Below are 13,980 nucleotides of genomic sequence, written 5' to 3'. Positions count from 1 at the left end.
TCTCCCCGTATAGAGACGGGGAGAAATAGGCCTGCGCAGAGGTTTTCGCCAATTTCCAGCGTTGCAGAACAGGTGCCGACGATCGCGACAGTCCCCTTCTCCCCGTCACTATACGGGGAGAAGGTGCCGGCAGGCGGATGAGGGGCAGCGCCGTCGTCCTGATCATGATCGTCATCATCGGCGCCTTACGGCGCCTTGATCTCCATCATGCCGGTGGCGGTGCGGGCCGAATATTGCGGCCGGTACATGTCCTCCACCGTCGCCGCCGGGTGCGCATAGGTGCCCGGCGTCACCGCACGCACGACATAGGCAAGCGTCAAATTGTGGTCGTGTTCGCCGTCGGCCGGGTTGAACGCCGCGACGAAACGGTCGTCGCGGAATTCGAGATGGGCCGCATCGGTCTGCGCCAGCCACGAGAAGTTCGTCAACTGGGCGCTGGACACCAGGCCCGGATTGTCGATCTCGAAGCCGGCCGGCAACAGGTCGGTGATCAGCAGGCGCGAGGGCCATTTGTTCTGCTCGTTGACCTTGAGCACGACGACGTAGCGCTCGTTCTGCGTTGCCTCGGTGACATTGGCCTCGGTGCCGTCGAGCTTGTAGTAGGTGCGGCTGATGGTGAAGCCGTCACCACCGGCCGGCAAGGGCTGGATCGGCGACGCCACCGTGGTGACGACGGCCTGCAGCGGGGTCTTGCCGGTGTTGGCGATGGTCAGCGGGCTGGCTATCAGGTCACTGCCGTTGACCTGGTTGGAATAGCCGCCGGCATGCGGCGCGCCATTGACGGCCAGCGTGATCGAGTCATTGCCTTCCTTCAGTGCGCGGGCCGCCAGCAGCATCCAGGATTCGTCCTGGGTGCTGGTCCAGCGGGCTTCGGCGCGTTGCCTGGTCACCAGCTTGATCAGCTCCGGCACGATCGTCGGCACCGGCTTCGATTCCGCCGCCAGCGCCAGCATCGACGCACCGTCACGCAGCCGCGAGCCGTAGTCGGAGCGGTAGTAGTCGTAGTCGGTGGTCGACTTGGCGAGTTGCAGGGCAGTCTTGAACGTCGCTTCGGCACGCGGCGTATCGCCGTAGAGCGCCAGGCTCGCCGCCAGCTGGGCAACAGCCATCGGGCTCGAGAAAGCTTCGAGCTGGGTGTCCGCATAGTAGCGCAGATCGCCGATCGAGGCCTTCTTGTTGCGGGCCAGCACGTAGAGGGCGTAGGCGATCTCGCTGCCGCGGTCCTGTACGCTCTGGTCGTAGCCGAGCGAGTTCTGCAGGTTGCTCAGCGCCTGGTTCATGGCCAGGCTCGGCACGTCGTATTTCTGCTCGCGCGCCCTGGTCAGGAAGTCGGTGACATAGGAGTCGAGCCACAGATCGCCGGAGCCCGGACCCCACAGACCGAAGCTGCCGGCCGAGGCCTGGTAGCTCAGAACCTTGTAGATGGCGTCCTGGATGCGGCCATGGATGTCGGGATCGCTGGCCATGCCGATGCCGGATGCCAACTCATTGACGTAGAGAAGCGGCATGGCGCGGCTGGTGGTCTGCTCGGCGCACCCATAGGGGTAGCGGTCGAGCGTCATCAACAGCGACGGCACGTCGAAGGCGGCTGCTTGCGAAACGCCGACGCTGACGGAAGCGCCGTCGAGCAGGCTTGCCGCCAGCAGCTCCTTGTCGACGCGCAGCGCGCCGCCATTGCCCTTGAGGTCGACCACCAGGCGCGTGGTGACCGGCAATTGCGCCGGGCGCACCGGCACATAGAGCGTCTGCTCCACCTTGGTGCCGTCGGCATGGGCAAGCTTGATGGTGAGCGAGGCATTGCCGGCCGTCTGTGCGATCAGCGGCACGGTCAGCGTCTGGCGCTTGCCCTGAGCGAGCGTCAGCTTCTGAGGCAAGGGCTTGTCGCCCGTCGACAGGTCGCCCGTCGTTTCGATCGACAGCGCATAGTCGCCGGCAGGCCCATCGGTGTCGGCGACATCGAGGCGCATGACGGCGGCGTCACCAGGCGCCAGGAAGCGCGGCAGGCCGGCGGTGATGACGATGGGATCACGCACGATCACATCGGACTGGGCGTGGCCGACCGCGTCCTTGGTCCAGGCGACGGCCATGACGCGCACGGTGCCGTTGAACTGCGGAATGTCGAAGTCGATCCGCGCCTTGCCGTCGGCATCGAGCTCGACGGTACCGGAGAAGAAGGCGACCAGCTTTTCGGTCGGCGGGCTGCCTTGCGCCTGCATGTTGGCGCCGTCGCCGCCGGTCCTGAGCTTGCCGGTGTTGCCCAGCGAGCCGTCGATCAGGCGACCGTAGATGTCGCGGATTTCCATGCCCAGCATGCGCTGGCCGAAGAACCAGTTCTCCGGATCCGGCGCCTTGTAGTTGGTCAGGTTGAGGATGCCGACATCGACGGCGGCGACCATGACATAGGCATTGCTGCCCGGCTGCACGCCGGCGACGGAAACCGGGATAGACAGCTGCTGGCGCGGCATGGTCTTGTCCGGCGGCGTCAGGGTGACCGCGAGCTTCTTCGAGCCCGGATCGACCTTCAGCCATTTCACGCCGATGGCGCGGGCCGGCATACGCGTTTCCTGCGCCTCGCCCGGCCGGAACAGGGTTGCCGTGATATAGGCACCAGCGCCCCAGTCGTCGCCGACCGGAATGTCAACGGTGCTGCCGCCGGCCGGCACTGACGCCGTGACGGTCTTCAACAGCTTGTCGGAGCCGATGTTGATGAGAAGTTCGCCGGCAAAGTGCGGCGAGACTTTCAGCTTGGCCACTTCGCCGGCGGCATAATTGTCCTTGTCGAGGGCGATCTCGAGGCCGTCAGGCGTTTCGGTGGTGGTCGAGGAGACATACCAGCCGGCATCGAATTCATAGCTGGTCGCCGGTCCCTCGGGATCCGATGTTTCGACCTCAAGCCGGTACTGGCCCCAATCGACCGGCACGGAGACCGTTGCGTCACCATCGGCGCTGAGGTCGATCTGGCCGTTGGCGATCGACTTGGTGAAGGTGACCGGCTCGTAATTCCAGGAATTGTTGGAGCGGTACCACTGGTAATTGCGTTCGACCTTGACCAGCGTCCACTGCGCGCCGTTCAGCGCCTCACGCTTGCCGTCGGGATCGACGGCGATCAGGCTGAACTTAGCCGTGCCGCCCTGCGGCACTTCATTGTCGGCGAAATCCGGACGGATGCCGATCATATGGCCTTGCGGGCGGATGCCGATGTTGAGCGAACGCTCGATGGCGCGGCCACCGGTTTCGCGCATCCTGACCGTCACCTTGGCGTCGACCAGCTTGGTGGTCGACGGCAGCTGCTCGACGGAGACCGGGAAGGTCACCTTGCCGTCGTCGCCAACCACGGGCAGATCGGCGAGGGGGGTGACCGTGGGTTCGGCCGACTGCTCGTCGGCGAGGCCGAAGGAAAAGCCCTGGAAACGGTCCCAGTCGCGCGACGTCGACAGCGTCAACTCGCCTTCCAGCGCCAGGCCCGCGGCCGGCGCGCCATAGAGGAAGCGGCCGTCAATGTTGATGTTGGCGGTTTCGCCCTGGGCAATCTCCTGCTTGTCGGCCTTCATGTCGAATTCGATGCGATCCGGCACGAAATCCTCGACCAGGAACATCTGGCTGGCCACCGCCGGCTGCTTGGGATCGGTGTAGATCGACACCGACCAGGTGCCGCGCATGGCGTTGGGTTCGAGCGGCAGGTCGACGGCATGGCCACCGGCCGATGCGCCGTCGCTGACGATGCGGCGGTTCTCGACACCGTCGGGGCGCGAGAAGATGAAGGTCAGCGGCAGGTTCTCGACCGCCTTGGCGGCGCCGTCGCGAGCAAGGGCCGCGACATGGACATCCTCGCCGGCGCGGTAGATGCCACGTTCGGTCCAGGCATAGACGTCAAGCGCGCCGGGCGCCGGGCGTCCGGTAACGCCACGGTCGGACAGGTCGAAGCCGGCCCGGGCCATGTCGAGGAAGACGAAATCATTGTCGCCCTGCTTGGCCATCAGCACGGCCGGCACCATGCCGCCGTCGCCGCGTGTCAGGCCGGGGTTGAAGACGGCGTGGCCGTCGGCATCCGATGTCGCCGTGCCGAGAACCTCATTGTTCCTGGCAACCAGCGTCAGTTCGGCGCCTGCTATCGGCTTGGCGCTGCCCAGCGAACGGGCAAAGACATTGAGCCCGTCCTGGCCGGTATAGGTCGACAGGCCGATGTCGGAGACGACGAACCATTGCGTGGCCATCGAATTGTAGTCGTCGCTCTTGTCGTTGACGGCCTGGGCGGTCAGCACATAGACGCCGGGCTTGCGCTGCGGCAGCGCCTCGTCGACCGGGAAGGAGGTGGTGACCTCCTTGTTGAGATCGTTGGCGATGTCGAGTTGGCCCTGCCAGACCGGCGCGCCCATCTGCTCGGAAATGTTGGAAATGTCATAGCCGTCGAGCTGGTGCAGGAACTGGTAGCCCGACAGAAGCTGTGCCAGCGAACGGTCGCCGATGCGATAGAGCTTCATTTCGGCAGCGTTCATGTTGACGGTGACGACGGGGATGCCGCGGCGCGCGCCGGCCGGCAGCACGAAGCTGTCGCCGGTGAAACGGGCGGACGGTGCGCGGTCCTGGACATAGATCGACAGCACCACGGGTGCCGCAGTCACTTCGCCGATTGCCGCCGGCAGGCCGGCGCGGAAGGTGACGTCGTAATGCTGGCCGTGCTCCAGCCCTTCGACGCAGATTTGCTTGTCCTTGGCCTCGACGCCCTTGGGCGGTGCATTGTCGACGGTGACGAACTGCGCGTAATCGACGCCGGTCTTGACCAGATCCTCGGAGAATTGCGCGCAGATGCGTGGCGCGCTGGTGTCGGCATCGACGGTGTGGTCGATGACGCGGAAACCCTTGCGCGCCTTGAGATCGGAATAGTCGGCCTGGACCGCCGGCGAAGGGTTCAGCGCAAGGCTGGCTTCATAGGCCTGCAGGGCCGGCCGGTAGAGATCGCGCTTGTCGAGGCCGTTGCCGAGCAGCGCCAGCACGTCGGCGCGTGTCTTGGTGGTGCGCAGCAGCTTGTAGGCGTTGAAAGCGGCCGAAGTGCCGTTTGCCGGCAAAGTGGAGGCATCGGAGGTGTTGGCGGCCGGTTGCACGGCCAGCGTTTCACGCGCCAGCTTGAGCCAGAGTTGGCCATCGTCGGGCAGCACCGAGACCGCGGCCTCGTATTTCAGCATGGCGGAGCGGTGGTCGCCGGTAAGCACAGCCTGCTCGGCGGCATTCATCAAGGCCGCCATGCCCTCGGTCGGTTTGTCATAGGCCGGACCGAGCAGCCTGTTGCGGTATTGCTGAGCCTGGTCGGCCATCCAATTGGGGAAGAAGGCGAGTTCCGGCGGTGCGCCGATATCAGGATCGCCATCAAGGTTGACGACCTTGCCGGCGACCGCGCCGTTGAAGGGTTTCAGCTGGTTGTAGTCGGATTTGAGGAAGCACCATTTGGCTTTGTTGTTGTAGGTGAAAGCGCGGCAGGCCGGGTCGCCCAGACATGTCGTCTTGCACTGGTCGAGCGTGACATTCTGATCGGATCTGAGATCAAAACCGAAATAATCGGAATTGTCCGTCGTCGTGATTCGTCGGGCCTCGGTCGCTTGCGCGGCACCGCTCCAGGCTAAGACATTGGCCCAGGCAAAAAACAGAAGAATCAGGATCGACAGACCACGAGCCGCGCGCATTGCCATAACACCCCTCCAGACACAGCTGACGTCCAGGCATGATCAAGCTTCAGTCAAGCTTGTCAACACAAGGACGCGGCAGGGTTCCGCCTGCCAACGGTTTCCTTTCCGGCCAATGGCCGGTAGTACCTCCATAGGACAGGGATCACGCTTTCTTGCAGCGACGCAAAAGGTGTGAATTCCAAGCCCATCCTATTTCAGACAATTGGATTGTGGCCCCTTTACGAGCGCTTCAGAACTTCATTCCAATTTTAGTTTTATAACCTAGGTTGTCTTAATGCCGGCGCATGAAGAGCAGATGTCAGGAGGTCGCGCGCCAGGGCGTGCGCTTCCGCGCGCCCTGCTCCTGGCCATGATGTGCTCGACCGCGCTCGTCGCCGAATTGCGGCCGGCGGCCGCTTTCGAGCTTTTCGGCATCAAGCTGTGGGGATCGTCCAGCGACGAGGATGCCGACATCGTCGATCCGCTGCGCTATGCCGTGACCATCACGGCACCCGACGCCGACAAGGATCTGGTCAAGAAGCTCGAAAACGCCTCGACCTTGAAAAGTGACGAGGAGCGTCCGGTTTCCGGCTCTCTTGGGCTGATGGCCAAGGCGCGCAGCGATCGCGAACAGCTTGTCGCCGCGCTCTATGCCGATGCCCGCTACGAAGGCGTCGTGACCGTCACCATCGACGGCAAGCCGCTCGACGATTTGCCGCCGGATGCTGAATTCACGGGGCCGCAGCCAGTCCCGGTGGTCATCGATATCGCCAGCGGACCGAAATTCACTTTGGGCAATATCAGGCTGGAAGGCGACGCGGCAGGGAGCGCCGATTATGGCCTCATCGCCGGCGGCGATGCCGGATCCGGCGCTGTGCTCAAGGCCGAGGCGCTGATCGTGCGGGCGCTGAAGCAGGAGGGCAGGCCGCTGGCCGAGGTGACGGACCGGAAGATCGTCGCCGACCATGCTACTTCGACGCTCGACGTGACGCTGACGGTCGCCGCCGGGCCGGTCGCCGGCTATGGCGACACCACTGTGGAAGGCACCGAGAAGGTCGATCGCGATTTCACCGAATACATGACCGGCCTCAAGCGCGGCCGGCAGTACTCGCCGCAAGAGATCGACGATGCACGCGACCGGTTGCTGGCGCTCGAGGTCTTCAACAGCGTCACGTTCAAGGAAGCCGACACGCTCGATGCCGATGGCAACATTCCGATCGGCGTCCAGGTCAGCGAGCGCAAGCCGCGCTATTTCGGCGTCGGCGGCACCTTCTCCAACACCGAGGGGCTGGGCCTGGAAGGCTATTGGGGCCACCGCAATTTGTTTGGCCGGGCCGAGAAGCTGCGCATCGACGGCAAGATCAGCGGCATCGGCAGCAACGATCTCGGCGAGCTCAACTACAATGCCGGTATCATGTTCGAAAAACCCGGTGTGATCGGGCCGGCATCGAAGTTCTTCGCCAGCGTCAAGACCGTGCTCGAACATCCTGATGCCTATGACCATTTCTCGGTCAAGGGCAGCACCGGCCTGTCCTATGAACTGACCAAGAAGCAGACGGTTTCGGCCGAGGTGGCGCTCGACTATTCCCGCATCCACGACGCTTTCGGCAAGCACAAATACCTGATCGCCAGTATTCCGCTGCAATATGTCTATGATAACAGGGACAACCGGTTGAACCCGACCAGCGGCTTCCGCGTGCTGGCCTATGCCGAGCCGAGCTACGACATTTTGAGCGGTGCGACCTTCCTCAAGCTGAAGGGCGAGGGATCGGCCTATCAGTCGCTGGATTCAGCCTCGAAGTTCGTGCTGGCCGAACGTGTCGCCATCGGTTCGATCGTCGGCACCAGCCTCGAACACGTGCCGGCCGACCGTCGCTTCTATTCCGGCGGCGGCGGCTCGGTGCGCGGCTATGCCTATCAGGGCATCGGCCCCAAGGACTTCACCGGCCAGCCGATCGGCGGTCTGTCCTTCTTCGAAACCTCGGTCGAGATGCGCATCGCTATCACCGACACGATCGGCATCGTGCCGTTTGTCGATGCCGGCACGGTGTCGACCAAGTCGGTTCCCGATTTCTCCGACGTCAAGGTCGGCGCCGGTGTCGGCCTGCGCTATGTTACGCCATTCGGGCCGCTGCGCATCGACGCCGCCGTGCCGCTCAACCGCGATCCGGGCGACCCGCGTTTCGGCATCTATGCCGGCATCGGACAGGCGTTCTGAGCGATGAAGACGGTCTGGCGCATCCTCCGCATTGGTCTTTACACGCTGCTGATCGTGATCGCAGGCGCTATCGGCGCGCTCGTGGTGCTGACCAAGACCGAGCGCGGACGCGACAATCTCGCCGGTATCATCTCGCGCATGGCGTCGAGCGACGACCGCAAGATCACGGTCAGCGGCATCGACGGCATCTGGTCGGGGGCGCTCAGCGTCGACCATGTCGTGCTGGAGGACCGCGAGGGTGCCTGGCTGGTGGCGCGCAAGGTCGCCGTCGACTGGTCGCCGCTGGCGCTGCTGTCGAAAAACTTCAGCGCCGATCGCATCGCGGCCGAGCGCATAGAGCTTGCCCGGTTGCCGGTGGCCAGCACGCAGCCAGCGCAGAGCAGCGGCACGACGACGCTGCCGGTTTCGCTCGATATCAAGCAGATCGACCTGCCCGAGATCGCGCTGGGGCAAGACCTTGCCGGCAGCGGCATCGCCGAACTCGCCGCCAAGGGCATGCTCAAGGCCGATGCCGCGCCGCTGGCGGTCGAGACGACGCTCAACGTCACCCGCCATGACGGCAAGCAAGGCAATGTCGACGCCAAGATCCACTTTGCGCCGGCAGACAACAGGCTCGATCTCGACCTCAAGGCCTCGGAGCCGGCAGGCGGCATCATCGCCAATCTGCTCAAGCTGCCCGATACGCCGCCGGTCGACATAATTGTCTCGGGCACGGGACCGCTCGCCAACTGGAACGGCATCGGCACGTTCACAGTCGACGGCAACATTGTCACTCAGCTGACGGGCCGCCATCAACTGACCGACAAGGGCAATCACATCGAGGCCAAGGGCGACGGCGATTTCGCCCGCTTCCTGCCGGAGAATTTGAAGCCGCTGTTTGCCGGCAAGACCAGCTTCGATGTCGCGGGCACCGCCACATCAGCCGGTGGTGTCAGTGTCGACCACGCCAACATCGACAGCGACACGGTGCATGGTACCGCCACCGGCATCGTCGATCCTGCCGGCGCCAGCGATCTTTCGGTCGAACTCGCCGCCAAGGGCCCGCCCGTGGTGATCAGCGTCGGCAGCAAGGCGCAGCCGATCACGCTGGCGATCGACAACGCCACCGCCCGCGCCTTCGGCGACGGCAAGGCGCCGATCATCGACATCGGCGCCTCCTTCGTTTCGATCGTCGCCGGCGGTACGCGGCTGGACGATCTGGCAGCGCAGATCCATTCCGACGGTTTCGATATCCAGAACCACGCCGGGCCGGTCACCGTCAAGCTGGGAGCGGGTGGTCTCAAGACCGACGTGGCGACGCTGGCGCCCTTGATCACCGGCAAGGTCGACGTCGACCTGGCCGGATCGGTGAGCAAGGACGCCATTGCCATCGACCAGGGCACATTGCGGTCCGATGCGGTCAATGCCTCGCTGACAGCCACCGTGGCGCTTGCCGACCTGTCGATGCAGCTGAAGATGAACGCGGATGCCGTGGCGACGGCCTTTCCGCAGCAGATCGCATCGGTGCTCGGCGCCCGCGTGAAATTCTCGGCCACCGCGACCCGTGATCCGCAGGGCTCCTTCGCCGCCAACTCGATCGAGTTCACTTCCGGTACGCTCAGCGCCGCCGGCACGGCCAGCATGCAAGGCACCGACATCCAGGCCGACATCAAGGGCAAACTGGGCGATGTTTCGGTGCTGTCGCCGACGGTCGGCGTACCGGTTGCCGGTGGTGTCGATTTCGCGCTGTCGGCAAGCGGCGCGATGACGGCGCCGGATTTCACGATCTCCGCCGATAGCGACAGCCTGACCGCCTCGGGCCGCACGGTGAAGGCCATCAAGCTGACGGCGAGCGGCAAGGCCGACATCGCCAACCCCGCCGCCACTGTCTCGCTGACCGGTTCCGTCAACGATCAGCCGCTCGACATCAAGGCGGCGCTGGTGACGAGCGAAGGCAAGCGTTCGATCAATGGTTTTTTGGTCTCGCTGGGCGACAACAAGGTCTCGGGCGATCTCGCGCTTGACGACAAATTCATGCCCTTGGGCACGCTGACGCTCGACGCGCCCGCTATCGACCAATTGGCTGCCCTTGCCGGCCAGGCGGTGACGGGCGACATCGACGGCACCATCCGCTTTGCCAAGGAGGGCGACGCACCCTCGGTCGCGATCGATGCGAAGAGCACGTCGATCGCGCGCGGCGAGGTGACGGCCAAGGCCATCAGCGTCAATGCCCTGATCGCCAACTATCTCAAGGCGCCGGCGATCGCCGGTTCGATCAAGGCCGACAGCGTCACCTCCGGAACCACCGAAATCGGCGACATCGGCGTCGACCTGAAGCGCGACGGCGACTGGACCAATTTCACCGGCGGCGCCACCATATCGGGCATTCCGGCGACCGCTGCCGGCCGGGTGAAGATCGCCGACGGCACGACCAGCGTCGAAATCGCCTCGGGCGAAGCCACTATTCGTGGCATCAAGGCGGCGATCGCTCAAGCTTCGACGCTGAGCATCGCCAACGGCACGGCCAGCATCGAAAGACTGGCGCTCGATGTCGGCGGCGGTTCGGTGACCTTGTCCGGTACTGCTGGCCAGACGCTCGACCTCGCGGCGCAGTTCTCGGCACTGCCGGCAGCGCTCGCCAATGATTTCTCGCCCGGCCTCGATGCCGTGGGTACGCTCGACGGCACAGCGCAGGTGGCCGGATCGCCGGCCGCTCCCGACGTCCGTTTCAACGCGCAGCTGGCTGGCGTCGAAACCAGCCAGACCCGCCAGGCCGGGCTCGGGCCGCTCGCTGTCGACGCGGCCGGGAGCTACACCATGGCCGGCGGTGTTGTGCTCGACCATGCGACGCTGACCGGCGACGAGATTTCCGGCAAGGCGACCGGCATCCTCAACCCGAACGGTGCCAGCGATTTCGCCCTCGACCTCAATTCGACCGGTCCGAGCCTGCCGCTGACGCTGGGCAGCGCGGAAAGCCCAATCAAGCTCGAGTTGCAGGCGCTTTCGGTAAAGGCTGCGGGGCAGGGCACGCAGCCCCGGCTCGACATTTCGGCGATGCTGCCTTCGGTGGCCACCAACCTGGCCAAGGTCGAAGGCGTCGCGGTCGCCCTGCATTCCGATGCCTTTGACCTGAAGGCTCGCACAGGGCCGATCTCCGGCACGGTGTCGGCGGAAAAGATCGGTCTCGACAATCCGACCATCGCGCCGCTGATCGCCGGCAAGGTCACGGCCAAGGTTGCCGGCAGCCTGGCCACGGACGTCATCACCATCGACAGCGGCTCGGTGACGAGCGATGCGCTGAACAGTGGCTTTAACGGCCGGGTATCGCTGGCCGACGGCGCCATCGACCTCAATTTGAAAGCCGATGCCGCCTCGACGGCGCTGCCGGCAGCGCTACGCGGCGTGCTTGCCGAGCGCGCGGAACTGAGCGCTGCGCTGAAGCGCGATGCGTCGGGCAACGTCAATGTCGATGGATTGCAGCTGGCCTCGGGCGCGCTGACTGCCGAAGGGCAAGCCAGCCTTGCCGACAACAAGGTCGCCGCCGACATGAAGGGTGCGCTGAGCGACATTTCGCTGCTGTCGAAAGATGCCAAGGGCGCCATCGCCTTTGCGTTGAACGCACAGGGGCCGGCCACCGCGCCGGATCTGTCACTGACGGTCGACAGCGACAGGCTGCTGGTGGCATCGCGCGAGATCACCGGGCTGAAGCTGACCGCCACCGGCAAGGCCGATGCCGCCAACCCGGCGGCGAATGTGCTGCTGACCGGCAATGTCGCCGGCCAGGTGCTGCAAGGCAGTGCGGTGCTGGCGACGGCGGACGGCAAGAGCGCCATCAACGGCCTGCTGCTGTCGCTGGGCAAGAACAGGATTTCCGGCGATCTGGCGCTGGACGAGAAGTTCGTGCCGGTCGGCACCATCGCGCTCGACCTGCCCGATATCGGCCCGCTGGCGGCACTGGCGCTGGAAAAGGCCGAAGGCGACATACGCGGCACGATTGCTTTCTCGAAGAACGGCACCGCGCCGCAGGTCGCGATCAAGGCGGCGACGGCATCGATCTCACGCGGCGACCTCCAGGCGAAAGCCGTCTCTATCGATGCGCTGGTCGCCAATTATCTGGCAGTACCCGTGATCTCCGGAAAGATCCGCGCCGACACCGTCACGTCAGGAGGCACCGTGATCAGCGGCATCGATGTCGATTTGAAGCGTGACGGTGACTGGACCGGCTTCTCCGGCGGCGCAACCGTCAAGGGCATTCCGGCACAGGCCGCCGGCCGCGTGAAAGTGGCCAATGGCACGACGACCATCGAGCTCGCGTCCGGCCAGGCGACCGTCCAGGGCATCAAGGCGGCCATAGCCCAGGCCTCGACCGTCAGCATTGCCAACGGCACGACGACACTGGATCGGCTGGTGCTCAACCTCGGCGGCGGCACGGCAACGGTGACCGGCAAGGTCAGCACGGCGCTCGACATCAATGCGACGCTGGCGCGGGTGCCGATGTCGCTCGCCAACAGTTTCTCGCCCGGGCTCGACGCCGCCGGCTCGATTTCGGGCACGGTGAAGGTGACGGGTGCTCCGGCGAGCCCAGCAATTGCTTTCAACATCGACGCGGCCGGCGTGCAGACATCGCAGACCCGAGGTGCTGGTGTCGGCGCGGTGAGTGTTTCCTCGTCGGGCACCTTCGGCGCCAACAAGCTGACCTTCAACGCCAATGTCAGCGATGGGGCCGGCCTTGGCCTCAAGGGTGGCGGCACCGTAGCGACGGCAGGCACGCCGGCGCTGGCACTCGACTTCAATGGCGCCGTGCCCTTCGACCTGCTCAGCCAGAAGCTCGCCGCGCAAGGTCTGTCGCTGTCTGGAACCGCCAATGTCAACGTGCAGGTGCGTGGTCCCGCTTCGTCGCCTGTCATCGGCGGCAGCGTTACCACCTCCGGTGCGCGCCTGGTCGATGCGCGCTCGGGCCTCGCCGTCAACGATCTCGCCGCCGATATCTCGATCGCCAGCGGCGTCGCCAGGATAAACCGGCTGACCGGAACGCTGTCGACGCGCGGCAGCCTGTCGGCCAGCGGCACGGTCGGTATCAATCCCGCACAGGGCTTCCCGGCCGACCTGTCGATCAAGCTGGTCGACGGCCGCTATACGGACGGTAGGGTGGTAACCGCCAATCTCGGCGGCGACCTGACGATCAAGGGACCGCTGACGTCCGCACCGGTGATTGCCGGCACCGTCAACCTCGCCAAGACCGTGATCACGGTTCCGGACAAATTGCCCGGCTCGCTGGCGGCGCTCGACGTCAAGCACAAGAACGCGCCGGGCGCGGTCAAGGCGCAGGACAAGGCGCTGCGGCCGCCGACGACCAGCGGCAAGGGCGGCGGCACCGGCCTTGCGCTCGATGTCACGGTCAACGCGCCGAACCAGATCTTCATCCAGGGCAGGGGCGTCGATGCCGAACTCGGTGGCTCGCTGAAGCTGACCGGCCCGGCATCGTCGCCGCAAGCGGTCGGGACCTTCACCCTGCAGCGCGGGCGGCTGTCGATCCTCGGCAAGCGGCTGACCTTCACCGAAGGCACGGTCGGCTTCTCCGGCTCGCTGGTGCCCTATCTCAACCTGACAGCGACCACGACGACGACCAGCGCCACCGTCACCATCGTGGTGTCGGGCGAGGCGACCAATCCGAAATTCACCTTCTCCTCGGTGCCGGCGCTGCCCGAGGACGAGGTGCTGGCGCAATTGATCTTCGGCCGCTCGATGTCGAACCTGTCGCCGCTGCAGATCGCCCAGCTCGCCGAGGCCGCCGGACAACTGGCCGGTGTCGGCGGCTCGACGTCGCTGCTGGAAAACCTGCGCAGCGCCATCGGCGTCGACGATCTCGACGTCACCACGGACGACCAGGGCGGCACGGCGGTTTCGGCCGGCAAATATCTCAACGACCGTACCTATGTGACGATCCAGAAGGGCGACAAGCCGGGCTCGGGCAAGGCGACGATCGACCTCAATGTCGGGCGCGGCGTCAAGCTGCGCGGCGAGGCCAATGATGCCGGCGAAGCCAAAGGCGGCATTTTCTACGAGAAGGAATATTGATATTTCGATAGGGCTTTTGGCCCTATGGTGGCTCGAGGCTGGCGC

3 protein-coding genes are annotated in these 13,980 nt (G+C 65.1%); 2 read left to right on the top strand and 1 reads right to left on the bottom strand.

Annotation, left to right across the window (positions count from 1 at the left end):
- Positions 1-185: 185 nt before the first annotated feature.
- Complete coding sequence (locus ACFOJ9_RS20655) at positions 186-5,684, bottom strand: alpha-2-macroglobulin family protein (protein ID WP_378980810.1); 5,499 nt, start codon at positions 5,682-5,684, stop codon at positions 186-188.
- A gap of 271 nt (positions 5,685-5,955) precedes the next feature.
- Here ACFOJ9_RS20655 and ACFOJ9_RS20650 point away from each other — a divergent pair, with 271 nt between their 5' ends.
- Positions 5,956-7,878: an autotransporter assembly complex protein TamA gene (locus tag ACFOJ9_RS20650; RefSeq protein ID WP_378980808.1), complete on the top strand. Its 1,923-nt coding sequence runs from the start codon at positions 5,956-5,958 to the stop codon at positions 7,876-7,878.
- Positions 7,879-7,881: 3 nt separating this feature from the next.
- On the top strand, positions 7,882-13,935 hold the full coding sequence (locus ACFOJ9_RS20645; protein WP_378980805.1) for a translocation/assembly module TamB domain-containing protein: 6,054 nt from the start codon (positions 7,882-7,884) through the stop codon (positions 13,933-13,935).
- Positions 13,936-13,980: the final 45 nt, after the last annotated feature.

It is taken from the genome of Mesorhizobium cantuariense (assembly GCF_042647205.1).
GTDB classification, from domain to species: Bacteria; Pseudomonadota; Alphaproteobacteria; order Rhizobiales; family Rhizobiaceae; genus Mesorhizobium; species Mesorhizobium cantuariense.
This window is presented reverse-complemented; position numbering and strand designations above follow the sequence as displayed.